The sequence below is a fragment of the Janthinobacterium algoris genome, from assembly GCF_051380935.1.
Classification (GTDB): Bacteria; Pseudomonadota; Gammaproteobacteria; order Burkholderiales; family Burkholderiaceae_D; genus Janthinobacterium.
In genome coordinates this window covers 159,097-184,747 of sequence record NZ_JBNYXZ010000013.1, presented here as the reverse complement: position 1 = coordinate 184,747, position 25,651 = coordinate 159,097, and the positions used below count along the sequence as shown (strand labels likewise).

Here is a 25,651-nt window from a genome sequence, read left to right as displayed (position 1 = left end):
CCCATATGAGCAATATTTTGAACCAGCGTCACCTTGACAGCCTTGAATCGGAAGCCATCCACATCATGCGCGAAGTGGCGGCCGAATCGGCCAATCCCGCCCTGCTGTTTTCCGGTGGCAAGGATTCCGTCGTCCTGCTGCGCCTGGCCGAGAAAGCCTTCCGTCCAGGCAAGTTCCCATTTCCCCTCGTGCATATCGACACGGGCCACAATTTCCCGGAAGTCATCACTTTCCGTGACAAGAAAGTGGCCGAGCTGGGCGAGCGCCTGATCATCGGCTCCGTGGAAGACTCGATCCAGCGCGGCACCGTGCGCCTGCGTAACCCGGCCACGGATTCGCGCAATGCGGCGCAAGCCGTGACCTTGCTGGAAACGATTGCCGAACACAAATTCGACGCCTGCATCGGCGGCGCGCGCCGCGATGAAGAGAAGGCCCGCGCCAAGGAACGTATCTTCTCGTTCCGCGACGAATTCGGCGCCTGGGACCCGAAAGCCCAGCGTCCCGAGCTGTGGGACCTTTATAACACCCGCGTGCATCCCGGTGAAAACATGCGCGTCTTCCCCATCTCGAACTGGACCGAACTGGATGTGTGGCAATACATCGCCCGTGAACAGTTGGAATTGCCGCCGATCTACTTCGCGCACGAGCGCCAGGTGATCCCGCGCAACGGTTTGCTGGTGCCCTTGACGGATTTGACGCCACCACGCGAAGGCGAAACGGTGGAAACGCAAGTCGTGCGCTTCCGTACCGTAGGCGATATCTCGTGCACCTGCCCCGTGTCGTCCGATGCGGCGACGGTCGACGCCATCATCGCCGAGACGGCAATCACGCAAATCACGGAACGGGGCGCTACCCGCATGGATGACCAGACTTCCGAAGCCTCGATGGAAAAACGCAAGAAAGCAGGGTATTTCTAATGAATGCAGCAATCCAGAACACCACCTCCACCGACAGTGTAGAGCGCGGCATGTTGCGCTTCATCACGGCCGGTTCCGTCGATGATGGCAAGAGCACCCTGATCGGCCGTTTGCTGTTCGACAGCAAGGGCATCTTCGCCGACCAGCTCGACGCCATGTCGCGCTCCAAGCACAAGCGCACGGTGGGCGACACGGTCGACCTGTCGCTGCTGACGGACGGCCTGGAAGCGGAACGCGAGCAAGGCATCACCATCGACGTGGCCTACCGTTACTTTGCCACGCCGAAACGCAAATTCATCATCGCCGACACGCCGGGCCACGAACAATACACGCGCAACATGGTCACGGGCGCCTCGACGGCCGACGCCGTCATCATCCTGATCGACGTGTCGAAAGTGAAACTCGGCGACGATGGTAGCGTGGAACTCTTGATCCAGACCAAACGCCATTCGACGATTGCCCATTTGCTGCAGATCGAGCACGTGGTCGTTGCTGTCAACAAGATGGACTTGGTCGACTATGACGTAACGGTATATAACCGCATCGTCGCCGCCTACCGCGAATTCGCCCAGTCACTGGGCTTGAAAGACATCACGCCGATCCCCCTGTCCGCCTTGACTGGCGACAACGTCGTCGAACGCGGTGACAAGCTGGGCTGGTACACGGGCCCGACCCTGATCGAGTTGCTTGAGTCCTTGTCCGTCTACGACGAATCGCACGACACACCCTTCCGCTTCCCGGTGCAACTGGTGGCGCGCCACAATGGCCACGAAGCGAACGACTTCCGCGGCTACATGGGCCGCATCGAAGCGGGCAAGGTCAGCATCGGCGACACCCTGGTAGTGCAGCCATCGGGCCAAACGGCAACAGTGAAAGATATCGTCACCCTGGACGGCTCGTTGCCGACGGCCGTGGTGGGCCAGTCCGTCACCCTGCTGCTCAATGAATACCTGGATATCTCGCGTGGCGACTTGCTGGCCAGTGCCGAGCGCCCTGCCACGCTGCTGAAACAGGTGGTGGCCGACGTGTGCTGGTTGTCGGAAGACGCGCTGGACCTGCGCCGCAAGTACTGGATCAAGCACGGCACGAAACAGACGGCGGCGAAAGTGACTGCCATCGACACCTTGCTCGATATCAATACGCAGCAGCGCCATCCGGCCGACGGCTTGAAGTTGAACGACATCGCGCGCATCAGCCTGAACGTGCAGCAGGCGCTGGCGGCCGACGCGTATGCGGATATCCGCGCCACGGGGGCGTTTATCCTGATCGATGAAGTCACCCACCAGACCGTCGCGGCGGGAATGATCCGGCTTTAAGCTCGCGCCTCGACCAAGGAAAGCAAACATGCACAACTCCCCATCTCTCCCCGGCAAGGTCTACCTGATCGGCGCCGGCCCCGGCGCGCAAGACTTGATGACCTTGCGCGGCGCGCGCCTGCTGGCGCAAGCTGACGTCGTGCTGCACGACGCGCTGGTCACCGAAGAGATGCTGGAGCTGTGCCCCCAGGCGAAAAAGATTCTGGTCGGCAAGCGCTGCGGCCAGTTATCGACGGCGCAAGCTTTCATCAACAAGCAATTGGTCGACAATGCGCGCAAGCACGCCCTCGTGGTGCGCCTGAAAGGGGGCGACCCCATGCTGTTTGGCCGTGCCGACGAGGAGCTGCGGGCGCTGGAAGAAGCGGGCATCGCCGTCGAAGTGGTGCCCGGCATTACCACGGCGCTGGCTGCCGCGGCGGCCACACAGCAACCGCTGACCAAACGGGGCGTATCGCGCAGCGTGGCCTTCTTTACTTCCAGCACGGCGCCGGGCGAACCGGATCAGACGCGCATTCCCGACTGCGATACTTTGGTGCAATACATGGGTGGGCGCGAAGCCATCTTCACGGCACAGCGCCTGCTGGCTCAGGGCCGGCGCGTCGACACGCCCGTGGTGGTGATTGAAAACTGCAGTCGCCCGGACCAGCGCATCGTGCGCCTGACGCTCAGCGCGCTGGCGCATGGCTTGGGCGACACGCACGGCCCCGTGCTGGTGATGCTGGGCGACGCCATGGCCGCGCGCGCGCACCAGGCCATCGACGAAACGGCGGCTATTCTGGCGCGCCATGCTTGAATAAACACACCGTATTTTACCGACTTTAAAGTCAGTAACCGACGTCTTCAAAAGAAACATGATACGATGCTCACGCATCTTTTCTCGAGAAGTTGTTGCGTGATAGTAATAAAATCACGCTTCGCCCCGCCATAGCGCTTGCCGTGCGGTCTTCCGGCTGACGGGAGCCCACTCCGGTAATCTCCCCGAAAAAAGCTGCGCCCGCAGGCTGCAATACCGCGCCGCGCAACTTTAGCCGTCACGATCAACACATGAATTTCTCTTCCGTGCGCGAAGCCCTGACTTCGCTCAGCCGCAGCAATGTCGGCGTCGCCAGCGCCGTACTATCAAGCATGCTGGCCTCCATCGCCCTGTGGACGGTGTTCCCGAATATCGACGATGAAAACCATTTATTGGAATGGCTGCAGGCGCTGTTCCTGGCCCTGGCTTGCACGGTGCACGGCATGCGCGCCTGGCAAGAGACTGACCGCCAGTCGCTGCGCTTCCTCATGCATGCCGGCTTGTGTGCCCTGCTGTTCGGCTTCCTGCTGCGCGAACTCGATATCGATCAATTCGGCACAGCGCCCGCCTGGGCTCAGGCTGAAAAAGCCTTGCGCGTGCTGGAGTTGCTGATCCTGATACGCTTGCTGATCTTTTTCGCGCCGCGCGCCCGCAAGGTGTTTGCCCATGCCGGCCTGATTTTCAGCATGCGCATCACCATCCTGACGGCCATCGGCGGCTTGCTGATGGCCGCTGGCTGGCCTTTCGACAAGAAGGTCTTTCACGGCATGCCCGACGCTTACGCGCTGCTGGGCGAGGAAGTCTTCGAACTGGGTGCCTATTTGCTGCTGTTCCTCGCTTCGCTGTCCGATAGCACGGCCGCCGCGCGCATCAGCCTGGCGCCCCGGAAGAAACCGGCCTAAGCCTCTTCAAAGGAGGATGGCAGCGGCAGCAGGTGCTGCAAGGTCGCGGCCACGCGCAGCAGGCGCGGATCGTCATCGTCGGCCTCGTCGCAGGTATCGTTGATGCAGAAAAACGGCAGGCTGCCGAAACGCGCCGCCAGCTCCTCCAGTTGCTGCGGCGCCTGTACATCACCGCTGGCAATATGCAGCGGGTCGAGCATGCATGCCCGCGCCATCCCCTGATGCACCATCCAGCGCGGCACCAGGTCGGGCAGCAATGCCGGCACCTGCCAGGAGCGAAACACCGTCGCGCGCACGCCGGCAAACATGGCCGGTGCCAGCGCCTCGAGCGCATGCAGCGCACTTTTCAGCATGGGCCGAGGCGCATGCGCATACAGGCGCGGTTCATGCCGGTAAGCGGCATACTGCGCCGATAGCCATTGCCGCGACAAAGTGGCGCAATTGACAGGCGCCGCCACGTCGGCCCGCAAGCCCTGCAAATCGGGCTGCAGTGCGCTCTCCGTAAACACACTCAAACGCCGGTCGCCTTCGCCGCCAAACCAGAATGCGGACTCGAAGGGCGCGCCAAAAAATACGTCGTCGTTCAGATACAGGAAGCGTTCGGACAGGCGCGGAATATGGTGTAGGTAGGATTCGATATGACCCGAATCGAACACGGGCAAGGCGGCGCCTGGCATCAGGCTGGCATGGTCGATGACCGTCAGGCGCGGTGAGGCGCGCAGCCAGGCAGGCACCTGGCGGTCCGTCAGCAGATAGACATGGCCGTGACCGGGGAAGAAGCGCTCCAGCGCGCGCAGGTTGTAGCGCAGTTCGCCGTTGTCGCGGTAGCGCCCCGCCACGTTGCCATGCAGGGCCAGCTGGCCAGGATGCGCCTGCTCCCAGGCGGCATATGCCTGCTGCCGGCGCGCCTGCCACGCCGGGTCGGCGCCATCGACCCACAGGTAGACGATGTCGATGCGCGCCGCAGGCATCGCGCTGGCGGCGCCGCTCAAGGGAGAGGGCTGGAGCCTGGCGCCGCCACGCAGTAATCGGCGATGGCAGCGAGTACGCTGGCGTTCTCGCCCACCGCCTCGACCACCTTCAGGCGCAATCGCGGATGCTGCTGGCGCAGCTCTTCCAGCAAGAGCGGCAAGTCGCGCAGCACATGCCCGCCCTGCCCCAGGAACACCGGCACCACCGTGACGTCCAGGGTGGCGCCGGCGGGCAACTCGGCCAGCAAGGTCGCTACCAGCTCGGGCAGGCGCGGCGTCATCAACTCCAGGAAGGCCAGGTGCACGCTGGTACCGGGCATGCGCGCCTGGGTCAGATCGCGCAGGCGCTCGAAGGGCGCGGCCCACGATGCGGCGCGCGCGCCGTGGGCAAACAAGATCAGTGCATGTTTCACGTTCGTCTCCATCAGTGTCGCTCCACCCACCACAGGGCACCCAGCGCCAGCAGCAGATACAGAGCGCTCGGCGCCACCGCTGTCAGGAAGGCCGGCCAGGTGCTGAGCAACCCGAGATGCGAGAACAGGGTGTTGACCAGCATGAAGCTCACGCCGATCATGATGCCGATGAAGATCTTCAGGCTGATGCCGCCGCTGCGCGTATGCATGTAGGCGAACGGCAGCGCCAGCGCCATCAGCACGAAAATGGCCAGCGGATCGATCAGCTTTTTCCAGAAGGCGATGCGAAAACGCTCAGTTTCCTGCTTGTTCTCGGCCAGGTGGCGCGTGTACACGGCCAGTTCGCTGGCCGACATACGCTCGGGATCGGAAGCTGACACCGTCAGGATCTTCGGCGTCACTTCCGACGTCATGTCCTTGCTGGCGCTTTGCACCGTGCGCACCAGACTCGTTTCCTGCCCATAGTAGTTCGCCAGCTTCGGCTCGAAGCCGGGCGAAGTCGCCGCGCTGTTCGAGAACGAGGTTTCCGTCACATCGGTGAGACGCCAGATATTGTTGCCCTGATATGTCGCCCCCTTGGCCACGGTCAGAGTGCGCAAACGCATATCGGTGTCAAATTCATACAACTTGACGTTTTTCAGCTGGCCGTCCGGACGCGCTTCGCCGACATTGAAGAAGCGCGAACCGGTGACGGTGCCCGTCAGGCCGTCGCTCTTGACCATGTCCTTGGTCCACAGGCCGGAGCGAAATTCGCTCGACACGGTCGCACCGCGCGAAGTCAGCTTGAGACGTTCGGCCAGCGGCTCGGTGCGCGGCGTGATCAACTCACCGAAGATGAAGGTGATGACCACGAAGACGATACCGATGCGGAACAGGAAACCGACCGCCATCGCCGTCGACATGCTTGAGGCGCGCATGATGGTAAATTCGGAACTGGCCGCAAGCTGCGCCATCGTGTAGATCGTGCCGATCAGCGCCGCGATCGGCATCACCTCGTACACATGCCCCGGCACCAGCACCAGCACATACAGGAAGGCATACTGGATGGTGTAGCCGTTGCGGCCCACCTTGGGCAGCTCGCCCGTCAGGTCGATGAAGGCTTGCAGTGCCAGGAAGGCCAGCAGCACGAACAGCACCGCCTGGAATATCGAGACCGCAAAATAGCGCTGTAAAATCTTCATTTCGATGCCGCTTTACTTGGTTTGCCGGCGCGGCGCGCGCGCTTGAAGGACGCCAGCAGGACCAGCGGGTGATAGCGGTGATTCACATTCAGGCGCCACGCAAACAGCGCCACCACGGCCAGTGCCGCCAGCAGGTGCAGCGGCCACCAAGCCAGGCCGAATGTCAAACGCCCCTGTTTCACGCTCGCTTCGACGACCTTGATAAGGTTGCTGTACGTAAAGAAAATCAGCAGGGCCACGATCAGGTTGGCCGAACTGCCGGCACGCGGGTTGACGAAGCCCAGCGGAATGGCCAGCAAGATCAGCATCAGGCCGATCAGGGGCGCACTGACGCGCCACAGCAATTCGGCCATGGTGTAGGGATTCGGATCGGCGATGAGCGCCATGGTACTCATGGCGCGCACGCCCAGTTCCGCGCCCAGTTCCTGCTGCTTGCTCTCGATGCGCATGATGTACTGCTCGAATTCCATGGTCTGGAAGTCCGCTTGCGTCGGCACGCCCTGATAGCGGCGGCCGCTCTTGAGCACCAGGAAGCGTTCGCCCTTGGCGTCGGTATTGATCACGCCTTCCCTGGCGACGACGACGACGGCGCTGCCTTTCTCATCGACGGTATTGACGAAGACGTTCTGCACCACGTTCTTCTCGCCACTGACACCCTCGACGAAGAAGATGCGGTTGCTGCCGGCTGATTCGCGGAACTGGCCCGGCGTGACTTTCTGCAGGTCTTCGCGCTTTTCAAAGCGCGCCACGTATTCATCGCTTTTCTTTTGCGCCCACGGCGTGGCGTACAAGCTCAGGATGCCGGTGGCCAGCACCAGCGGCAGGCCGAAGCTCAGGACCGGCCAGATCCAGCGCGACAGGCTCAGGCCGGAAGCGAACCACACCACCATCTCCGATTCCTTGTAGCTGCGGGTAACGACCATCAGCACCGAAATGAAACCGGTAAGGATGATGATGGTGGGCAGCTGCATCAGGGCGGAAAAAACCATCAGCGACATGACGTCGGCCGACGCGATCTTGCCGCCCGCCGCCTTGCCGAGAATGCCGATCAACATCCAGGTGAGCAGGATGCTGAACAAAACAGTGAAGGTGGCCCCGGCGGCACTAGCCAATTCACGTCGAAGGGCGCGTTGAAAGATCATTCGGAGTTTATAATTCGGGTCAGTTAGTTGAGTAACACGTTACTAGTAAATGAAAACGGAGAACCAAATGGACTTTAGCATAAAAGCATTCGATACCAAGAGCACCCTCGGCACGGCCAAAAGCGGATGCATCGCGGTTGCGGTATTCGAAAACAAAAAACTGTCGCCAGCGGCAAAATCGCTGGACAGCAAGGGTGCAATTTCGGCTGCGCTGAAGTCCGGCGACATCAGCGGCAAACCTGGCAGCACCTTGCTGCTGCGCGCAGTCGATGGCGTCGCCGCCGAACGTGTTCTGTTGGTAGGCATGGGCAGCGATGACACTGTCAGCGAAAAAAGCTTCGCTACCGGCGTACAAGCCGCACTGAAGGCATTCGGCTCGCTGGGCGCTGCGGACGCCATTATCGCATTACCGCTGACGGAAGTGAAAGAGCGCGACGCAAATTGGGCGATCCGTTGCGTGGTGCAAGCCGCACATGACAACGAATACCGCTGCGACTCGCAAAAAAGCAAAAAGGATCCGGCACCAGCAGGCGTGCGCAAGATCGTCCTGGCGGCTCCGGCAACGGCAGCCACGCGCGGCGCGCTGGCGCAAGCCATCGCCATTGCCAACGGTTCTGACCTGACGCGCAACTTGGGCGACCTGCCGGCGAACATCGCCAATCCAACCTACCTGGCCAACACGGCCAAGCAGTTGGCCAAGGATTACAAGTTCGAAGTCGAAATCCTGGACCGCAAACAGCTAGAAGCGCTGAAAATGGGCAGCTTCCTGTCCGTCACCAACGGCAGCGAGCAGCCGCCGAAATTCATCGTCCTGAAACACATGGGCGGCAAGGCCAAGGATGCGCCGGTGGTCTTGGTCGGCAAGGGCATCACCTTCGACACGGGCGGCATTTCGATCAAGGCCGGTCCTGGCATGGATGAAATGAAGTACGACATGTGCGGCGCCGCCTCGGTACTGGGCACTTTCCGCGCCATCGGCGAAATGAATCTGAAGCTGAACGTTATCGGCGTCATCGCCGCCTGCGAAAACATGCCGTCGGGCCGCGCCACCAAGCCGGGCGACATCGTCACCTCGATGAACGGCCTGACCATCGAAGTGCTGAACACGGACGCCGAAGGCCGTCTGGTGCTGTGCGACGCGCTGACCTACGCCGAACGCTTCAAGCCGGCAGCCGTGGTCGATATCGCCACCCTGACGGGCGCTTGCGTCGTGGCCCTGGGTCACCACAACAGCGGCCTGTTTACGCGCAGCGATGCGGCGCATGACCAGCTGGCCAATGAGCTGCTGGCAGCGGGCAAACAATCCAGCGATACGGCATGGCGCATGCCGATCGAAGAGGCGTACAACGAGCAGCTGAAGTCGAACTTTGCCGATCTGGCCAACATCGGCACGCCAGGCGGCGGTTCGGTGACGGCAGCGGCGTTCCTGGAAAACTTCACCAAGAAGTACACCTGGGCGCATCTGGACATCGCCGGCACGGCATGGAAATCGGGCGGCGCAAAAGGCGCGACCGGCCGTCCCGTCCCCCTGCTGACGACGTTCCTCATCAACCGCGTGTAAGAGAACGCCAGACCAAACCTACTGCGCGGGGCTATTGGCGGCCGGCGATGCTCGCTGTACATAAAGTACAGCTGCGCTTCTCGACCACCACTAGCTCCCGCTCGCTACGGTTTTGTCAGGCGTCGTTAAGTATTCAGTAAGAAGACAGCCGCCATAGTCACTGACCTTGGCGGCTTTTTTATGTGTATTGGTATTAGTAGACGACGGGATTGGGCAAAGGCGATGGCGCCACTTTTGGCTGCACCACCGTTTCCGGCACGGCGGCCGGGGGCTGTTTCGCGGCGACGGGCGCTGGCGGCCGCGCCAGGCGCGCGGGGTCTTGCATGACAATGGTCAAAATCGATGGATAGTCAAAGCCCGCACCCGTGTTGCGGTCGACGAAATAGCCGACGCCCAAGGTCAGGATGACATTGCCCCAGATGCTGCCATTGAGTTTGGGATCGATGTGGTCGTCCGTGGCGATGGCGGGCGAGCCGTGCTTCCGGCAGTCGACTGTCAAAGGCTCCTGGCTCTTGCGGATGGTAATGCGCCCCGGCGTGGTGACAAACCACTTGCCCACGTCGTTACTGAGGATGCAGCCGGCGCCGTTCAGCTCGCGGTTGTCCTGGATGGTTTGCACCAGCACCATCTGCTCGGTGTTGCCAGTCAACGTGGCGCAGCCGCCCAGAGCGAACAGCAGCGTCCCGGCGGCAAAGGCGGCAAGGGGGGCAGACAGCGGCACACGCATGGGTAGCTCGCTTAACGGACGGGAATCGGCTGGTCGCCGGGCACGGCGACGGCGGTAACGCTGTTTTTCGGACTGCCCTCGATCAGGCGGTCGGAATACACGAGGTAGACCAGCGCATTGCGCTTGCTGTCGACCATGCGCACCACGCGCACATGCTTGAAAAAGATCGAGGCACGCTCGGTAAACACTTCTTCCTGGCGCGGCAGCTTGCCTTTGAATTGCAGCGGCCCCACCTGACGGCAAGCCACGGCCGCATCGGCCTTGTCTTCGGCCAGGCCGACGGCGCCCTTGATGCCGCCGGTCTTGGCGCGCGACAGGTAGCAGCTGACGCCAGCGACGCGCGGATCGTCGTAGGCTTCGACGACGATCTTGTGGTCAGGGCCGATCAATTTGAACACCGTGTCGACCGAACCGATGGTTTCGGCATGCGCCGCGGTGCAGGCAAAGCCCAGCACCAAAGCGGCAGGCAGCAATTTACGCATGAAATAATCCCGGGCACGCACGCAGGCGGCCATCAGTTGATGGGAGCGAAACGCTGGACCATGACGCCTTCGACTTCGATCAGTTGAAAGAACACGTCTTTCGGCCGGGTCCAGATGGAACCGTCCGCGGCGCGATACACGATCATCGGCGTCAGATCCGCTTCCAGCGTGGCTTCGCACACCAGTTCATAAATGCCGCCCTTGTAGTGCCGATAACGCATCGCCGTCCCCTCAAGCCGTTGAATCTTCGCTCTTGTCGTCGGCCAGTGCCTTCTGCTTCATCTTCAGGCCCTGGATCACTTTGAGTATGCCTTCCATGCCGGCAGCGCCATCGGCACCGCCGAAGGCGTCGAGCACCTCATTGAGCACCTTGTTGCGCACGGTCGCTTCATCGGAAGACATTTCCAGCGCGCGTTGGGCTTTCGCCGCCTTTTCAGCAGCGCTCACGCGCGGCTTGGCCGCCGTTTTGCCATGCGTCAGAGCTGCCTGCCAGATAACCCAGCGGCGCTGGGTCTCGAAAATCAGGTACTCATCCGGTTTGTCTTCTCTTCGCCGCACAATGTGGCCGTCACGCTGCGCCCACGCTTCAAATGCAGTTCGCATTTTCTTCCTTTGCAAATGCTACGCGCAAGTCTCACTATTAAAACTGCAACATTTCAAAATAGTACCATCTATTGATGTCGCAAAACAGTCTCATAGATATAGTACTGCAATTTATATAACAAGTCTGGCGGCGCCAGTGACGGAATTGATGCTCCGCCCCGGCACAGTGGTCATGTAATCGGAATAGCAATTACAACTAATTACAACTGCTTCCTGTTCGGTTCTCAACTTGGCTGTAACAAAGCCGTGTGACACAGTTGTTACATTGTGCCATTTTAGTAGTTTTTATCGCGTTTTAGCGAGAAACTTTACACCTTTGTCGCGTTAAACGGCGAGACGCAGTCCGCCACGCCAGCCGCTTATGCGAAATCAAACATTGGGGTTGATCAATCATACACAAAAACATAATATTCATGCGTCACGATTGGCTAAATACAAATACTTTATTAATAGTCTTTTTCCCTGTAGGAAAATAAAGTGCTTGCGCGACAAGCGGGGAGCAGGACGCCGGCGACACGCATGCGGTAAGATTCGCGCTTATCGATACCTATTCAAGCAAGGACTTTTCCCATGAAAATCACTACCTGGAACGTCAATTCGCTTAAAGTGCGTCTGCCGCAAGTGCTGCAGTGGCTGACAGACAACCCGGTCGACATACTCTGCTTGCAAGAGACCAAGCTGACGGATGACAAGTTCCCCGTCACCGAGATTGAGGCAGCCGGCTACCAGGTGGTCTTCAGCGGCCAGAAGACCTACAACGGCGTGGCCATCCTGTCGAAGCTGCCGATCACCGACGTGGTGAAGAACAACCCGCGCTATGAAGATGCGCAGCAGCGCATCCTGGCCGCCACCATAGGCGGCGTGCGCGTCGTCTGCGCCTACGTGCCGAACGGCCAGAGCGTCGATTCGGACAAGTACGAATACAAACTTAGCTGGCTGGCGGCCCTGCACGAGTGGCTGGCCGAAGAAGCGCTGCAGCACCCGCAGCTGGCCGTCGTGGGCGACTACAATATCGCGCCCGACGACCGCGACGTGCACGACCCTGTCGCCTGGGCCGGCCAGGTGCTGGTCTCGGACAAGGAACGCGCCGCCCTGCAACGCCTGTTCGACATCGGCCTGACGGACGCCTTCCGCCTGTTCGAGCAGGCGGAAAAATCATTCAGCTGGTGGGATTACCGCCAGCTGGGCTTCCGCCTGAACAAGGGTTTGCGCATCGACCATATCCTGCTCTCGCCAGCCCTGGCGGCCCGCTGCACGGCCTGCGTGATCGACCGCGTGCCCCGCAAATGGGAGCAACCTTCAGACCATGCGCCGGTTGTGGCCACCATCGACTAATCAGGCAACCGTTCCAGCAGCGATTGCGCATTCGCCGCCGGCACGGGCGCCGAAAACAGATAACCCTGCGCATAGCGGCAGCCGTTCGCTTGCAGCAGGGCGAACTGCTCTTCCGTCTCCACGCCCTCGGCCACGGTCGACAATTGCAGGCTGTCAGCCAGCGCGATGATGGCCGCCACGATGGCGCGGTCTTCCGCGCTGTGTTCCAGGTCCTTGATGAAGGCACGGTCGATCTTGACCTTTTTTACGGGGAAGCGCTTCAAGTAAGCCAGGCTGGAATAGCCGGTGCCGAAATCGTCGATCGACAGGCGCAGGCCCATGCCATTGATCTGCCGCAAAATTTCCAGGGTATGCTCGCCGTGCTGCATCAGCGCCGTCTCGGTGATCTCGAATTCCAGCAGCGCCGGATCGATGCCCGTTTCACGCACCACGGCGCCGATCGCCGCCACCAGGCCCTTGTGCATGAACTGGCGCGGCGACAGGTTCACCGCCAAGGGCACGGGCTGCAAGCCCTGGCGCTGCCAGGCCATGCTTTGCTCGCACGCCTGGCGCATGACCCATTCGCCCACCGGTACGATCAAGCCGTTTTCCTCCATGATGGGAATGAAGCGGTCAGGCAGCACCAGGCCTTGGCCGGGACGGCGCCAGCGCAGCAGCACTTCCATGCCATGCAGGCGGCGCGTGGCGATATCGATGATGGGCTGGTAAAACAGTTCGAACTGCTGCAGCGCCAGCGCCGTGCGCAAGCTGCTTTCCAGGTCGAAGTGCAGGGCCGCCGCCTGGTTCATCGTCTGCGTGAAGAACTGATAATTATTGCGGCCATTGCCCTTGGCGTGGTACATGGCCGCATCGGCATGGCGCATCAAGGTGTCGACATCGCCGCCATCGTCCGGATACAGGCAGATGCCGATCGACGGCGTGACGTGCAGCACATGGCCATCGAGCGGAAAGGCGGGCGTCAGCGCCTCGATGATCTTCTCGGCCACGCGCGACGCTTCGTCGGTGTCGCGGATGCCGGGCACCAGCACGACGAATTCATCGCCACCCAAACGCGCCACCGTATCGCTGGCACGCACCGCGCGGCAGAGCCGGCCGGCCACTTCCTTGAGCAGCAAATCGCCCGTCATGTGGCCCAGCGAATCGTTGATGGTCTTGAAGCGGTCCAGGTCAATGAACATCACGGCCAGCTTGCGCCCGGAGCGCTGCGAGGACAGCATGGCCCGTTCCAGGCGGTCCGACAGCAGCGCGCGGTTCGGCAAGCCCGTCAGGTTGTCGTGGTAGGCCATGTGATGCACCCGCGCCTCGGCCTGGCGCCGCTCGACGATCTCGCCCTGCAGCAGCAAATTGGCGCCGGCCAGTTCGGCCGTGCGTTCGTGCACGCGCAGTTCCAGTTCGTCGCGCGCACGGCGCACCGCCTCGGCCGCCTCGCGGCGCGCCGTCACATCGTCGACCAGCCACACGGAACGACCATGCGCATGCGCCAGGTCAAACGGCCGGCCGGACAGGCGCGCCCAGAAGCGGCTGCCATCCTTGCGCACCAACTGGTATTCCGACATGTGCACGCGACCCGCGCCGAAATCGCGCGCCGTCTCGCCGCGCGCCGTTTTCCACGCGACCGCGTCCGGATACAGGGCCTGCACCGACAGGCCGTTGATCTCGCCGGGGCCATAGCCGAACAACTCTTCCATCTTGCTGTTGGCACGCAAATTGTAGCCGCCCTCCACCACCGAGATGCCCAGCACGGCGCTGTCGAGGATGGCCTGGTTTTCCAGCAGCGCATTGCGCAGGGATTCTTCCGCGCGCTTCGCTTCCGTACGGTCCTCGATGATCCAGATGGTTCCTGCAGCGGGATCGTCCGGATTGACGACGTAGGCGATCAGCTGCGCCCACAAGGTGCTGCCGTCGCGGCGCATCATTTCCACTTCCGTCTGGAACGGCTTGGCCACCGACAGGAAGGGGAAGGCTGCTGCACCCAGCAACTCGTAGGACTGCTGCGACACGTATAGCGCGCGCCCGGGCAGGCCCAGCGCCTCGTCGCCGCTGTAGCCGAACATCGCGGCAAAGCCCAGGTTGTAGCGCGTGATCAGGCGGTTCTTGGTATACAAGATGCTCACCGAGGCATTCGTCATGATGGCCGCCACCTCCATCTGCGCCTGGCGGCTGTCCGTGACGTCTTCGAGTATCCAGATGGTGCCCTGCTCGCTGTGCGCCTGGTCGACGGCCTTGGCCCGAATGCGGCACCAGAACAGGCTGCCATCGCGGCGGCGGAACAGCGCTTCATCCTGCTCGTACGGCAAGCCCTGCCCCAGCAGTGGCGTGGCTTGCACGCCAAACTCTGCGTAGGCAGCGGGCGAGGGAAACAGCTCGGCGGCGGGCAAGCCCGTCATCTCCTCCTGCGCGTAGCCGAACATTTCTGCGAAGCGGGGATTGCAACGCAAGACCAGGCGCGAACGCGAAAACAGGATGCCGACGGACGCATTGTCGAGGATGGCCTGCTGCTCCAGCATCAGTTGGCGCGTGGCCTCCTCGGCCGCCTTCTGCGCGCTGCGGTCGTCGAACAGCCAGATCGTGTCACGCAAGCCTCGGTCGATCTGGCTCTCCGGGTTCAGTACATAACCATACGCCAGCGCCCAGAAAGTGGAGCCGTCGCGGCGGCGCATCTCCATCTCGCCCTGGAACGGCTGGCCGCGCCGCAGCAAGGGCGACGCTTGCCGCACCACGTTCTCATACGCCGCGCGTGACGGGTACAGGTCGGCGACGGCCAGGCCCACGCCGCTGTCGCCATCAAAGCCGAAGCATTCGGCAAAGCGGCGGTTGTAGCGCAGCACGCCCTTGTCGCGCTGAAAACCGATGGCCAGCGGCGCGTTGTCCATCACGGCCTGCATTTCCAGCATGGCGCGGCGCAGCTGGTCTTCATCGCGCCGATGGTCGCTGATATCCTCGATAATCCACACCGTGCCGTCATGCGTATTCAAGGGATCGACAGCGCGCCCGTGCAGCCGGCCCCAGAACAGCGTGCCGTCCTGGCGCCGCAATTCCAGTTCGGTGCGATACGGCTTGCCTTTGGAGAGCAACGGCGCCGCTTCCAGCCCCAGGATGCGGCAATGCTCGGCGGAGCGGTACAGCACCGCGCCCGGCATGCCCGTCAACTGGTGGCGCGCATAGCCGAGCATCTCGGCGGCGCGGATATTGCACTCCTCGATGAAGCCGCCCTTGGAAAACATAATGCCGACGGCAGCGCTTTCCAGGATGGCGTGCTGTTCCAGCAAGGTCTTGCGCAAGGCTTGCTGGTCGCGCTGCTGCACGCTGATGTCGGCAAACACCAGGGTCGCACCCGGCAATCCATCGCCCACCGGCAGCGGCTTGGCCCATACCTGCACGGCGATGGCGGCATCGATTCCCTCCAGGCTGCTGTCCCAGTGCCGTTCGCGCCCGGCAGCGCCCAGCGCGCCACGCAGCATGCTGGTACTCGACGCGCGGTAGGCGTCGGTAAAACAGTCGGCCAGCAGCCGGCCCGACACATCCCTGCCCAGCAAGGTGCTCAAGGCGCCATTCGCCGCGACTACCATGCCGCAAGCATCGCAGGCGCAGGCCGGCAAGGCGATCAGCTGCAAGGCATCGGCGATGAAATCGGGACTGGTCGGTACGCGGTTCATGGGCACCATGGATGGTTAAAGGCAAAGTGAACATACGCCTGGGCAAAATATTTTTCCAAGCATCACGGTGCTGCTAGATCATAAACCAGTTTCCGGGGGTTTTTTCATATTCCTTATTGGCAATATCTGAAACACCACAGACCACTTGCAACACGCCTGTTGCACAGCCGTTGCATGGCAATAAAATGAAACAAATCGTTTAGAATAAAGCATGCGCCGCCCTCCCCAACCTCCGCTCGACCACCGCGACAAACCCGTCATCTGGACCGTCTCCGTCTCGCGCCTGTTCGACCTGTTCCGCGACATCACGCTCGAATACGATGACCTGGCGATGATCGAACCGATCAACCTGGGCTTCGACGACGCCGTGCGCCACATCCGCGAACGCATGGCCACCGAACGCTGCGACGCCGTCATCGCGGCCGGCTCGAACGGCGCCTACCTGAAAGGCCGGCTGTCGGTACCCGTCATCATCGCCAAGGCCAGCGGTTACGACGTGATGCAGGCGCTGGCGCGCGCGCGGCGCATCTCGCCGCACATCGGTGTCGTCACCTACCAGGACCCGATGCCGGAACTGGCTGAATTTGCCGCCACTTTCGGCTTCCAGATTGCCCAGCGCACCTATGCCACCGAGGAAGACGCGCGCGCACAGATCAACGAACTGAAGGCGGCCGGCGTCAAGGCCGTCGTCGGCGCGGGCCTCGTCACCGACCTGGCCGAAGAGGCGGGGCTGGCCGCCGTCTTCGTGTATTCGGCCACGGCCATCCGGCGCGCCTTCGACGACGCGTTGGAACTGGCGCGCCTGACCCAGATCGAATCGACCCGCGGACGGCGCGCGGTAGTGGCCGACACCCTGCGCGCGCGGCATGGCCTGCACGATTTGCGCGGCGAATCGGAAGCGATGGAAGCGCTGCGCCAGTCGGTGCTGCTGTACGCCCGTTCGCCGGCGACGGTACTGATTCAGGGCGAGACGGGTAGCGGCAAGGAACTGGTGGCGCAGGCGATCCACCGCGAAAGCCCGCGCAGCCTGGGTGCGAACCGGCCCTTCATCGCTATCAATTGCGGCGCCATCGCCGAATCCTTACTCGAATCGGAGCTGTTCGGCCACGAGGATGGGGCCTTCACGGGCGCGCGCCGGGGCGGCCATGCAGGCCTGTTCGAAGCAGCCAACCACGGCACCCTGTTCCTCGACGAAATCGGTGAAATGCCGCTGGCCCTGCAAACGCGCTTGCTGCGCGTGCTGGAAGAGCGCGAAGTGGTGCGCGTGGGCGGCACGCGGCCCATCGCCATCAATGTGCGCATCATCAGCGCCACGCACTGCGACCTGGAACAGCGCATCCGCGAAGGACGCTTCCGCGCCGACCTGTTCTACCGTCTGGCCGTGCTGCGCCTGCATTTGCCCGCCTTGCGCGAACACGCCAGCGATATTCCAGGCCTGGCTGAATGGTCGCTGAAAAACGCGCTGGCCGCACTGGGCGCCCGTCCGCACCCCAACCTGCACGCCGAAATCCAGGCTTGCGCGCCGCTGCTGCGCCGCTACGACTGGCCCGGCAACGTGCGCGAACTGCGCAACCTGGCCGAGCGTTTGGCACTGTTCCTGGCCGCCGAACCGCTGCAAGCGCTGACACCCGCCTTCGTGCTGGGTGTGGCGCCGGAACTGGGCAACGCTACCGGTACGGCGGCGCTGCCGTCGGCGCCACCCGCCACCGTACCGCTGCGTCTGGAAGATGAAAGCACCAGCGCGGTGCTGGCGCGCTTCGGCGGGCGCCGCGACGCCGCCGCCCAATACCTAGGCATCAGCCGCACCACCCTGTGGCGCCGCCTGCGCGCCGGCTGATTTTTTCACCCCTCCCAAAAACACCATGGACGACTGGCCTCACCTGCACGATTTATGGCAACGCTGTACGGGACACGGCGGCGCTGCCGGCACCAGCGGACTGGCGCGCGACCACCAGGACATCAAAGCCCTGTACGCGCGCGGCATTTCGATGGACGACGCGCTGCACTTCCTGTATCAGCAACGGCCGACCCTGCAAGCCTACACGGACTGGATCGCCGCGCGCACGCGCCCACGCCCGGCGCACGCCGCCAGTCCCCACCAGGATGTGCTGTCCGCCGCCGAGCTGCGCCATTTCGAGGAACATGGCTATCTGGTGCTGCGCGCCACCGTGCCGCGCGCGCAGTGCGCCGCTGCCCGGACTGCCATCTGGGACTATCTGGGCGCCAGCCCCGATGATGCGGCATCGTGGTACCAGCCGCACCCGGGCAAGCGGGGCCTGATGCTGCAATTTTCCGACCATCCGGCCCTTGAGGAAAACCGCTACAGCGCGCACATACGCCACGCCTACCAGCAGCTATACCGCACAAGCACCGGCACCGGCACCGGCACAAGCACCGGCATCTACGCCAGCATCGACAAGGTGAGCTTCAATCCGCCGGAAACGCCGCAGCACCGTTTCCCTGGCAGCGCCCTGCACTGGGATGTCAGCCTGCAACAGCCGATTCCCTTCAAGCTGCAAGGCATGCTGTACCTGAGCGACTGTCCGGCGCAGCATGGCGCCTTTCACTGCGTGCCCGGCTTCCAGCGGCACATCGCCGACTGGCTGCAGCAAGTGCCGCCGGGGCGCCAGCCGCGCGAATGGGCCATCGAAGACTTGCGGCCCGTGCCCGTCGACGGCATGGCCGGTGATTTCATCATCTGGCACCAGGCCCTGCCCCATTGCGCCACGCCCAACCGCGGCCCGGCGCCGCGCATGGTGCAGTACCTGACCTACCTTCCCGACCACCTGCAGGATCAGGATACGTGGATCTGAACCACTCATCCCGCCCTGACGACGCTCATCCCGCAGCACTGGCGGCCGCCCGCCTGCGCCGCTAGCATGGTCGTCAAGGAGGCGTACCCCATGAAACGAACACTGCAAACATTGATCTTGCTCACCACCGTGCTGCTGGCGGGCGCCAGCCGGGCCGCCGCGCCCGCGCCATTCACGGTCGACGTCACGGGAAAAGTCTTCATCAAGGATGTGAAACGCTGCTGGTTTGTGGCGTTTGACGATATCCGCCTGTTGGAATCGGAAGGCACGCGCGCGCATTTCGGCGCGCAGCAGCCGCTGATGCTGCGCAGCCTGAACCAGCTGGAAGAAAAGCTTGATCCCGCCCTGTTCTTGTGTGCCAACCGGCGCCAGATCGTCAACCTGGCGCAGGTGGCGCAAGTGGCGCCGAATGCCGCCGATGGCCTCGACCTGCACCTGCTGGACGGCAGCGTGGTCGAAGTGTCGCGCCGCCGCGCGCAGCAGTTCAAGGCCGCCTGCGGCCTGTAAGGGGACTATTTCAGCGCGGGGATCGGCTGCGCCTGGAACGCGGGGCGCGGCTGCTCCTTGAGCTTTTTCGCCAGCATATCGAGCGCCACCTCCAGCTGGCGGTCGGCGCCATTGAAGGTGGCGTGCGGCGGATTTTCCACCTCCACGTCCGGCACCACGCCCACGCCCTCGATCAGCCACTGGCCATCGATGCCGAACTGGCCGTTTTCCGCCACGCGCGCCATGCCATTGTCGGCCAGGCGCGTATTGTCGCTGAGCCAGACACCGGCGCCGGCCGTGCGCTTGCCCACCAGCGGCGCCAGGCCCAGGGCCTTGATGCCGGCGGCGAAGGTCTCGCCATCCGAATACGTGAGTTCATCGACCAGCACCACCAGGTGGCCGCGAAAGGTGTTCTGCATGTTCGACGACGGCTGCACGCCCGGCGGCGCCCAGTAAGCCCAGGCCTTGCGCAGCAGTTTTTCGATGATCCAGCTGTCGATATTGCCGCCGTTATTGCGCCGCACGTCGATGATCAAGCCTTCGCGGTTGATGTTGGCGTAAAAATCGCGCGCGAACGAGGCGATGTCATTGGGCCCCATGGCGCGCAGGTGCAGGTAGCCGATGCGCCCCTGCGAGGCGGCCGCCACCTGCTCGGCGCGGCTCAGTTCCCAGTCGCCATAACGCAACGCCGTCTGTTTCGCCATGTTGACGGGCGTGACGATGACGGCGCGCGACGCGCCTCCTTTGCCCTTGCCCCGCTTGACCTGCAGCAGCACCTGCTTGTCGGCCTGGTTCAGCAGCAGGTCGCTGATATCGCGCGCGGCCAGCACGTCCTTGCCATTGACAGCCGTGATCATGTCGCCCGCCTTCACATCCACGTCGGGGCGCGACAGGGGTGCCCGCGCCGAGGGCAATTCCGCTTCGCTGCGGTAGACATGCTCGACCTGGTAACCGTCGCTGGTACGCGCCAGCACGGCACCGAGGCCGGCCGGCGTGCCTTCCTGCTCCGTGCGGCGCAATTCGCCGGGACGGATCTGCGAATGCAGGGCGCCCACTTCGGCCACCATCATGCCCAGCACGTCATTGAGCTCGGCCCGATCCGTGACCCGTTCGACCAACGGCGCATATTTGTCGCGCGCCGCCTTCCAGTTCACGCCGCGCATCTTCGCGTCGTACAGGAAATCTCGGTGCAAACGCCAGGCATCGTTGAACATCTGCTTCCATTCCAGCCGCGGATTCGAGACAAAAGTCCAGTCATCGACTTTGACTTTGGCCTTCGACAGGTCGGCCGGCAGCTTGGCGCCTGCCTCGATCACCAGCATCTCGCCCGGGCCGGTAGCTGCTGCTGTCCTGTAGTACAAATGCTTTTTATCCGTCGCCAGGTCGAATTCGCGCACATTGGCCACCAGCAGTTCCGGCTTGGAGCCGGTATTGCCGATGGCCAGGGTCTTCAGGCTGGACTTGTTTTCGCCACTGTCACGCTCAAGGAAATACAGTCGCTTGTCGTCGGCGGCCAGCGCGCTGTAGTTGCCCGCCGCCAGCGGCACTTCATACAGGCGCTCGGCCAGGCCCTGGCTGACGATGGCAGGCAAGGCGGCCGGCGCCTTTTTCACTACCGTCTTGCCACCGGCTTTTTCCAGGGCCTTTTCCGCCGCCTGTTCGGCCGCCTTTTCATCGTCCGTTTCGGCCGGCTTGACGCCAGGGCGGCTCAGCTCATCGTCGGGCTGGAACGGGAAACGGTTACCCGGCTGCAGCGCCAGCGCATACACGCCGATGCGCTTGTCGAACACGGGCCCCATGTTGCGGTCGCCCCACGGCGACCCGTTGGCCAGCTGGAAATTACGCGCCGACATGAAATACAGCCAGCGCCCGTCGGGCGAAAACACGGGCGAGCCGGACGTATAGCGGTCGCTGGTGACGAATTGCAACTGCTTCGACGCAAGGTTGTACAAGCCGATCTGCTCACGCTGCTCGTTGCTGGCCACGCGCACGATGGCCAGATTGCGGCTGTCGGGCGACCATTGCACTTCGTCGTGCTTGTCCACGCCCGCCTTGCCCGCGTCGTCGATCAGTTGGTTGCCCTTGGTTGCCAAGTCCAGCAGCCAGAAACGGCCCTTCTTGTCCGTGTGCGCCAGCCAGCGTCCGTCCGGCGACGGGTACAGTTTCCAGCGGTGGTTGTCGCCCTGCGTCGTCAGCTGCTCGCCCTTGCCCGAACCATCGGCGGCATACTTCCAGATTTCATTTTCGCCGCTCGTGTCGACGATGGCGAACACGGATTTCTCGTCGCTGGAAAAGACGGCATCACGCGCCCGCGCCCCTTCGGGAATGGCGATATCGACGCGGCGCAAGCTGCCCGTGCCGGCGATGCTGACCCTGCCCCGCGCCGTCAGGATGATGCGCTCATCCTTGCCCGACAACTGGACATTGCTCAAGGTATCGAGCGGCGAGCGTATCTGGCGCGCACGCTGCTGGTCGAAGTCGGACACGAGGCTGATGGCCAGCGGCTGCGAGGCGCCCATTGCCGGGCCGTTCAAGTCCAGCAGGTGCAAATCGGCGCCCAGCTGGTAGACCACCTTGCCATCGCCCAGCGCGGCGTTGCGCACGTCCCACTGCGTGTGGCTGGTCAATGCGCGGCGGTCGGAGCCGTCGGGCAACATGCTCCACAGATTGTCGCTGCCGCCTTCGTCGCTGATGTACACCACGCGGCCCTGCCACCACATGGGGCGCTTGTTGTTGCCCGCCAACACGGCAGCCTCCGTGTGCATGCGCACGGCCTCGCCCTTGCCGTCCAGCTCATAGCGCCACAGGGTGGCATGCGCGCCGCCCCGGTAGTTGCGCACATTGTCGTTGGTCATGGCCAGGCCGAAACGCGCGAAGAACAGCGTCTTGCCCGCGTCGTCGAGCACGGCGTCGTTGGCGTCGGCCACGGGAAACACGCGCCGCGTCTGCTTGACGGGATCGATGGCGGCGACGATGCGGCGCGAGGCGGGGCCATCCGTATTTTGCGTGCTGATCAGCACCTCGCCCTGCGCCGTCCAGCCCAGCACCAGCACGCCGCCATTGTCATACGAAATACGACGCGGCAAGCCACCGGCCAGCGGCATCACATAGGCTTCCTGCGCGCCTTCGTAGGCGGCGGAAAACGCCAGCCACAGGCCGTCACGGGAAATCGCCGCGTTCGTTTCATAGCCGGGATGCGTGGTCAAACGCTGTGCCGCGCCACCGCGCACGCTGCTTTTCCACAAATCGCCTTCGGCCGTGAACACGACGGTGTCGCCGCGTATGGCGGGAAAACGGAAATAACTGCCAGCAGGAGCGGAGGCAGCGGCGGCGTTGCCGAGCAGACCGGCGGACAACAGGAGCAAGGTAAGATGGCGGGAAATTTTCATGTGAGCATCCAGAGAGCGATCAGGGCGATGGGTGGCATGGACATCATGTCGATACCGGACAGCAATTCTGGCATAACCACGACCAAAGAAAACCTTCTTTATTGCCCACAAAAACGTAAAAAAACCCGCGCCACTTGCGTGGTGCGGGTTGTTGATCGCGCGTGGCGCCGGAGGACTTACTCCACTTCCACCGTTTCCGGTGCAGCCGTCGGCGCCGCGTCGGGCGGTTCCGGGAATTCCAGCAAGACCTGGTCCTTGTCGTCGAGGTCGACCGTGACCCGTCCGCCGGTGACCAGGCGGCCGAACAGCAGCTCGTCGGCCAAGGCCTTGCGGATCAGATCCTGGATCAAACGCGCCATCGGCCGCGCGCCCATCAGCGGATCGAATCCTTTCTTGCCGAGGAAAGCACGCAGCTTCTCGGTAAACACGGCTTCGACTTTTTTCTCGTGCAACTGTTCTTCCAGCTGCATCAGGAACTTGTCGACCACGCGCAGGATGATTTCCTGGTCCAGCGCGCGGAAGCTGATGGTCGCGTCGATGCGGTTGCGGAATTCCGGCGTGAACATGCGCTTGATGTCGGCCATCTCGTCGCCTGCCTGCTTGGAATTGGTGAAACCGATCGAGGCTTTCTGCAAGCTTTCCGCGCCCGCATTCGTGGTCATGATGATGATCACGTTACGGAAATCGGCTTTGCGGCCATTGTTGTCCGTCAAGGTGCCATGGTCCATCACTTGCAGCAGGATATTGAAAATGTCCGGATGGGCTTTTTCAATTTCGTCGAGCAGCAAGACCGCATGCGGCTTCTTGGTGATCGCTTCCGTCAGCAAGCCGCCCTGGTCGAAACCAACGTAGCCCGGTGGCGCGCCGATTAAACGGCTGACCGCGTGGCGTTCCATGTATTCCGACATGTCGAAACGGATCAGCTCGATGCCGAGGATGAAGGCCAGTTGCTTGGCCACCTCGGTCTTGCCCACGCCCGTCGGACCGGAGAACAGGAAAGAGCCGATCGGCTTGTCCGTCTTGCCCAAGCCCGCGCGCGCCATCTTGATGGCCGAGGCCAGCGCATCGATGGCAGGATCTTGCCCGAATACCACATTACGCAAGTCGCGGTCGATGGTTTGCAGCTTGCTGCGGTCATCCTGGTTGACCGTTTGCGGCGGAATACGCGCGATCTTGGCAATGATGTCCTCGATCTCGGCCTTGCCGATGGTTTTCTTTTGCTTCGACTTCGGCAAGATGCGCTGCGCCGCGCCCGCTTCATCGATGACATCGATCGCCTTGTCGGGCAGATGGCGGTCGTTGATGAAGCGCGCCGCCAGTTCGGCTGCCGTCGTCAGGGCCGAGGCCGAGTATTTCACGCCATGGTGCTCTTCGAAGCGCGATTTCAGGCCGCGCAGGATTTGTATGGTCTGCTCGACGGTCGGCTCGTTGACGTCCACTTTCTGGAAACGGCGGCTCAAGGCATGATCTTTCTCAAACACGCCGCGGAATTCCGTGTACGTGGTCGCGCCTATGCATTTCAACTGGCCGTTGGCCAGTGCCGGTTTCAGCAGGTTCGAGGCATCGAGGGTGCCGCCCGAAGCCGAGCCTGCACCGATGATGGTGTGGATCTCGTCGATGAACAGGATGCCGTTCGGATTGTCTTTCAATTGCTTCAGCACGGCTTTCAGGCGCTGTTCGAAGTCACCGCGGTATTTGGTCCCGGCCAGCAAGGCGCCCATGTCCAGCGAATACACGACGGCATTTTGCAGGATTTCCGGCACATCGCTTTGCGTGATGCGGTAAGCGAGGCCTTCGGCGATGGCCGTCTTGCCGACGCCCGCCTCGCCGACCAGCAGCGGATTGTTCTTGCGGCGGCGACACAGGATCTGGATCACGCGGTCGACTTCTTCCTCGCGGCCGATCAAGGGGTCGATCTTGCCTTCGGCAGCGGCCTTGTTCAGGTTTTGCGTGAACTGGTCGAGCGGGCTTTCCTTCGGCTGACCATCGACGGGCGCTTCTTCCACGCCTTCGGAGGCTTTCGCGCTTTCCGTCGACTGGTCCTTGCGCACGCCGTGCGAAATGAAATTAACCACGTCCAGGCGCGTTACGCCCTGCTGGTGCAGGTAGTAAACAGCATGCGAATCCTTTTCGCCGAAGATGGCCACCAGCACATTGGCGCCCGTGACTTCCTTCTTGCCATTCGAGGCGGACTGGACATGCATGATGGCGCGCTGGATCACGCGCTGGAAACCAAGCGTCGGCTGGGTGTCGACTTCGCCCGTGCCAGGCACGGTCGGCGTGTTATCGCCGATGAAATTGGTGAGGGTCTTGCGCAGGTCCTCAATATTGACCGCGCAGGCACGCAACACCTCGGCAGCGGAGGGATTGTCCAGCAGTGCCAGCAGTAAATGCTCAACCGTGATGAATTCATGCCGTGCCTGCCGAGCTTCGACAAACGCCATGTGCAAACTTACTTCTAATTCCTGCGCAATCATACTTCCTCCATCACGCACTGCAGGGGATGCCCCGCCTTGCGCGCATGCGTTAAAACGAACTCCACTTTGGTACACGCTATATCTTTAGAGAACACGCCGCACACTCCTTTGCCGTAGCGATGAACACTGAGCATGATTTGCGTCGCCGTTTCACGGTCCTTGTTGAAATACTCCTGAATGATGGCCACCACAAATTCCATAGGCGTGTAGTCGTCATTGAGCAAGGCTACCTGGTAGAGCGGTGGCGGCTTCAGTACCTGCCGCTCCAGCAGGGTTTCTGTGTCGTGCTTGGTTGCCATACGCTTATTCTAATGCTTTCACAGTGGTTGTCATGCGCAATATCTACGCCTTTCCAATTGTTTTCAATCTTACGCGTTTTCTTAATAGTGCGCAGATGGCGACCTTGCTGTCAAAATCAAGAGTTGCTTTTTTGGTTGCCGTGAAGAATTTGGCAATATCGATGGAAAAGCGCTTGACTTCATTATTT

Annotated in this window: 21 protein-coding genes; 9 read left to right on the top strand and 12 right to left on the bottom strand. The window is 62.3% G+C overall.

Going from position 1 to position 25,651, the window contains the following annotated elements; all coding sequences use genetic code 11:
- The first annotated feature begins 5 nt into the window (after window positions 1-5).
- The 4 genes from cysD to ACQ4W7_RS19735 all read left to right on the top strand — a co-directional run bounded on the left by cysD (window position 6) and on the right by ACQ4W7_RS19735 (window position 3,928).
- Window positions 6-917, top strand: a complete 912-nt coding sequence (cysD, locus tag ACQ4W7_RS19750; RefSeq protein WP_436532665.1) for a sulfate adenylyltransferase subunit CysD — start codon at window positions 6-8, stop codon at window positions 915-917.
- The gene (locus ACQ4W7_RS19745) at window positions 917-2,233 is read left to right on the top strand and encodes a sulfate adenylyltransferase subunit 1 (RefSeq protein ID WP_426072844.1); all 1,317 of its coding nucleotides are present in this window, start codon (window positions 917-919) and stop codon (window positions 2,231-2,233) included. Before cysD ends, ACQ4W7_RS19745 begins: the two co-directional genes overlap by 1 nt.
- A 28-nt stretch (window positions 2,234-2,261) precedes the next feature.
- Complete coding sequence (gene cobA / locus ACQ4W7_RS19740) at window positions 2,262-3,026, top strand: uroporphyrinogen-III C-methyltransferase (protein WP_436532663.1); 765 nt, start codon at window positions 2,262-2,264, stop codon at window positions 3,024-3,026.
- Between the two features lie 251 nt (window positions 3,027-3,277).
- Complete coding sequence (locus ACQ4W7_RS19735) at window positions 3,278-3,928, top strand: hypothetical protein (protein ID WP_436532662.1); 651 nt, start codon at window positions 3,278-3,280, stop codon at window positions 3,926-3,928.
- Here the strand turns inward: ACQ4W7_RS19735 and ACQ4W7_RS19730 are convergent.
- The 4 genes from ACQ4W7_RS19730 to lptF are packed head-to-tail and all read right to left on the bottom strand — an operon-like array spanning window position 3,925 to window position 7,635.
- Window positions 3,925-4,920 (bottom strand): stealth family protein, encoded by a 996-nt coding sequence (locus tag ACQ4W7_RS19730; protein WP_436532660.1) that lies wholly within the window; start codon window positions 4,918-4,920, stop codon window positions 3,925-3,927. The genes ACQ4W7_RS19735 and ACQ4W7_RS19730 overlap by 4 nt on opposite strands.
- Complete coding sequence (locus tag ACQ4W7_RS19725) at window positions 4,917-5,324, bottom strand: sirohydrochlorin chelatase (protein WP_436532658.1); 408 nt, start codon at window positions 5,322-5,324, stop codon at window positions 4,917-4,919. The genes ACQ4W7_RS19730 and ACQ4W7_RS19725 overlap by 4 nt, the downstream gene beginning before the upstream one ends.
- Window positions 5,324-6,493, bottom strand: coding sequence for an LPS export ABC transporter permease LptG (lptG, locus tag ACQ4W7_RS19720; protein ID WP_436532656.1), 1,170 nt, complete (start codon window positions 6,491-6,493; stop codon window positions 5,324-5,326). The genes ACQ4W7_RS19725 and lptG overlap by 1 nt, the downstream gene beginning before the upstream one ends.
- On the bottom strand, window positions 6,490-7,635 hold the full coding sequence (gene lptF, locus ACQ4W7_RS19715) for an LPS export ABC transporter permease LptF (RefSeq protein WP_426072838.1): 1,146 nt from the start codon (window positions 7,633-7,635) through the stop codon (window positions 6,490-6,492). Before lptF ends, lptG begins: the two co-directional genes overlap by 4 nt.
- 67 nt (window positions 7,636-7,702) lie before the next feature.
- Between lptF and ACQ4W7_RS19710 the strand changes: the two genes are divergently transcribed.
- Window positions 7,703-9,196, top strand: a complete 1,494-nt coding sequence (locus ACQ4W7_RS19710) for a leucyl aminopeptidase (protein WP_426072837.1) — start codon at window positions 7,703-7,705, stop codon at window positions 9,194-9,196.
- Window positions 9,197-9,389: 193 nt separating this feature from the next.
- Here ACQ4W7_RS19710 and ACQ4W7_RS19705 read toward each other — a convergent pair whose 3' ends face one another.
- The 4 genes from ACQ4W7_RS19705 to ACQ4W7_RS19690 are packed head-to-tail and all read right to left on the bottom strand — an operon-like array spanning window position 9,390 to window position 11,008.
- On the bottom strand, window positions 9,390-9,923 hold the full coding sequence (locus ACQ4W7_RS19705) for a hypothetical protein (RefSeq protein WP_436532653.1): 534 nt from the start codon (window positions 9,921-9,923) through the stop codon (window positions 9,390-9,392).
- Window positions 9,924-9,934: 11 nt separating this feature from the next.
- Window positions 9,935-10,405 (bottom strand): CreA family protein, encoded by a 471-nt coding sequence (locus ACQ4W7_RS19700; protein ID WP_071079295.1) that lies wholly within the window; start codon window positions 10,403-10,405, stop codon window positions 9,935-9,937.
- Between the two features lie 32 nt (window positions 10,406-10,437).
- Complete coding sequence (locus ACQ4W7_RS19695) at window positions 10,438-10,626, bottom strand: DUF1653 domain-containing protein (protein WP_034782199.1); 189 nt, start codon at window positions 10,624-10,626, stop codon at window positions 10,438-10,440.
- A 10-nt stretch (window positions 10,627-10,636) separates the two neighbouring features.
- Window positions 10,637-11,008 (bottom strand): phiTE_015 family protein, encoded by a 372-nt coding sequence (locus ACQ4W7_RS19690; RefSeq protein WP_426072835.1) that lies wholly within the window; start codon window positions 11,006-11,008, stop codon window positions 10,637-10,639.
- Between the two features lie 570 nt (window positions 11,009-11,578).
- Between ACQ4W7_RS19690 and xth the strand changes: the two genes are divergently transcribed.
- Complete coding sequence (gene xth / locus ACQ4W7_RS19685) at window positions 11,579-12,343, top strand: exodeoxyribonuclease III (protein WP_426072834.1); 765 nt, start codon at window positions 11,579-11,581, stop codon at window positions 12,341-12,343.
- Here the strand turns inward: xth and ACQ4W7_RS19680 are convergent.
- Entirely contained in the window at window positions 12,340-15,999 is a 3,660-nt protein-coding gene (locus ACQ4W7_RS19680; protein WP_426072833.1) for a sensor domain-containing protein, read from the bottom strand. The two genes, xth and ACQ4W7_RS19680, sit on opposite strands and share 4 nt — an antisense overlap.
- Before the next feature lie 211 nt (window positions 16,000-16,210).
- On the opposite strand from ACQ4W7_RS19680, the gene prpR reads away from it, so the two are divergent.
- The 3 genes from prpR (at window position 16,211) to ACQ4W7_RS19665 (ending at window position 19,319) form a co-directional block, all read left to right on the top strand.
- Window positions 16,211-17,836 (top strand): propionate catabolism operon regulatory protein PrpR, encoded by a 1,626-nt coding sequence (gene prpR / locus ACQ4W7_RS19675; protein WP_436532650.1) that lies wholly within the window; start codon window positions 16,211-16,213, stop codon window positions 17,834-17,836.
- 25 nt (window positions 17,837-17,861) lie between these two features.
- Window positions 17,862-18,812 (top strand): phytanoyl-CoA dioxygenase family protein, encoded by a 951-nt coding sequence (locus ACQ4W7_RS19670; protein ID WP_436532648.1) that lies wholly within the window; start codon window positions 17,862-17,864, stop codon window positions 18,810-18,812.
- A gap of 90 nt (window positions 18,813-18,902) precedes the next feature.
- Window positions 18,903-19,319 carry a LytR/AlgR family response regulator transcription factor gene (locus ACQ4W7_RS19665; protein ID WP_426072830.1) on the top strand — a complete coding sequence of 139 codons (417 nt, stop codon included), beginning with the start codon at window positions 18,903-18,905 and terminating at the stop codon, window positions 19,317-19,319.
- A gap of 5 nt (window positions 19,320-19,324) precedes the next feature.
- Here ACQ4W7_RS19665 and ACQ4W7_RS19660 read toward each other — a convergent pair whose 3' ends face one another.
- The 3 genes from ACQ4W7_RS19660 to clpS form a co-directional block, all read right to left on the bottom strand.
- Window positions 19,325-22,687 (bottom strand): S41 family peptidase, encoded by a 3,363-nt coding sequence (locus ACQ4W7_RS19660; protein ID WP_436532645.1) that lies wholly within the window; start codon window positions 22,685-22,687, stop codon window positions 19,325-19,327.
- 176 nt (window positions 22,688-22,863) lie between these two features.
- The gene (clpA, locus tag ACQ4W7_RS19655; RefSeq protein WP_426072828.1) at window positions 22,864-25,164 is read right to left on the bottom strand and encodes an ATP-dependent Clp protease ATP-binding subunit ClpA; all 2,301 of its coding nucleotides are present in this window, start codon (window positions 25,162-25,164) and stop codon (window positions 22,864-22,866) included.
- Window positions 25,161-25,463 (bottom strand): ATP-dependent Clp protease adapter ClpS, encoded by a 303-nt coding sequence (gene clpS / locus ACQ4W7_RS19650; RefSeq protein WP_034751577.1) that lies wholly within the window; start codon window positions 25,461-25,463, stop codon window positions 25,161-25,163. Before clpS ends, clpA begins: the two co-directional genes overlap by 4 nt.
- Window positions 25,464-25,651: the final 188 nt, after the last annotated feature.

What these genes read in the sequence shown, in the direction of transcription:
- cysD (WP_436532665.1), top strand. Translation starts at nt 6, where the DNA reads ATGAGCAATATTTTGAACCAGCGTCACCTTGACAGCCTTGAATCGGAA.
- ACQ4W7_RS19710 (WP_426072837.1), top strand. Translation starts at nt 7,703, where the DNA reads ATGGACTTTAGCATAAAAGCATTCGATACCAAGAGCACCCTCGGCACG.
- ACQ4W7_RS19695 (WP_034782199.1), bottom strand. Translation starts at nt 10,626, where the DNA reads ATGCGTTATCGGCACTACAAGGGCGGCATTTATGAACTGGTGTGCGAA.
- ACQ4W7_RS19690 (WP_426072835.1), bottom strand. Translation starts at nt 11,008, where the DNA reads ATGCGAACTGCATTTGAAGCGTGGGCGCAGCGTGACGGCCACATTGTG.
- ACQ4W7_RS19705 (WP_436532653.1), bottom strand. Translation starts at nt 9,923, where the DNA reads ATGCGTGTGCCGCTGTCTGCCCCCCTTGCCGCCTTTGCCGCCGGGACG.
- ACQ4W7_RS19700 (WP_071079295.1), bottom strand. Translation starts at nt 10,405, where the DNA reads ATGCGTAAATTGCTGCCTGCCGCTTTGGTGCTGGGCTTTGCCTGCACC.
- lptF (WP_426072838.1), bottom strand. Translation starts at nt 7,635, where the DNA reads ATGATCTTTCAACGCGCCCTTCGACGTGAATTGGCTAGTGCCGCCGGG.
- cobA (WP_436532663.1), top strand. Translation starts at nt 2,262, where the DNA reads ATGCACAACTCCCCATCTCTCCCCGGCAAGGTCTACCTGATCGGCGCC.
- xth (WP_426072834.1), top strand. Translation starts at nt 11,579, where the DNA reads ATGAAAATCACTACCTGGAACGTCAATTCGCTTAAAGTGCGTCTGCCG.
- ACQ4W7_RS19670 (WP_436532648.1), top strand. Translation starts at nt 17,862, where the DNA reads ATGGACGACTGGCCTCACCTGCACGATTTATGGCAACGCTGTACGGGA.
- clpS (WP_034751577.1), bottom strand. Translation starts at nt 25,463, where the DNA reads ATGGCAACCAAGCACGACACAGAAACCCTGCTGGAGCGGCAGGTACTG.
- ACQ4W7_RS19660 (WP_436532645.1), bottom strand. Translation starts at nt 22,687, where the DNA reads ATGAAAATTTCCCGCCATCTTACCTTGCTCCTGTTGTCCGCCGGTCTG.
- prpR (WP_436532650.1), top strand. Translation starts at nt 16,211, where the DNA reads ATGCGCCGCCCTCCCCAACCTCCGCTCGACCACCGCGACAAACCCGTC.
- clpA (WP_426072828.1), bottom strand. Translation starts at nt 25,164, where the DNA reads ATGATTGCGCAGGAATTAGAAGTAAGTTTGCACATGGCGTTTGTCGAA.
- ACQ4W7_RS19735 (WP_436532662.1), top strand. Translation starts at nt 3,278, where the DNA reads ATGAATTTCTCTTCCGTGCGCGAAGCCCTGACTTCGCTCAGCCGCAGC.
- ACQ4W7_RS19665 (WP_426072830.1), top strand. Translation starts at nt 18,903, where the DNA reads ATGAAACGAACACTGCAAACATTGATCTTGCTCACCACCGTGCTGCTG.
- ACQ4W7_RS19745 (WP_426072844.1), top strand. Translation starts at nt 917, where the DNA reads ATGAATGCAGCAATCCAGAACACCACCTCCACCGACAGTGTAGAGCGC.
- ACQ4W7_RS19725 (WP_436532658.1), bottom strand. Translation starts at nt 5,324, where the DNA reads ATGGAGACGAACGTGAAACATGCACTGATCTTGTTTGCCCACGGCGCG.
- lptG (WP_436532656.1), bottom strand. Translation starts at nt 6,493, where the DNA reads ATGAAGATTTTACAGCGCTATTTTGCGGTCTCGATATTCCAGGCGGTG.
- ACQ4W7_RS19680 (WP_426072833.1), bottom strand. Translation starts at nt 15,999, where the DNA reads ATGAACCGCGTACCGACCAGTCCCGATTTCATCGCCGATGCCTTGCAG.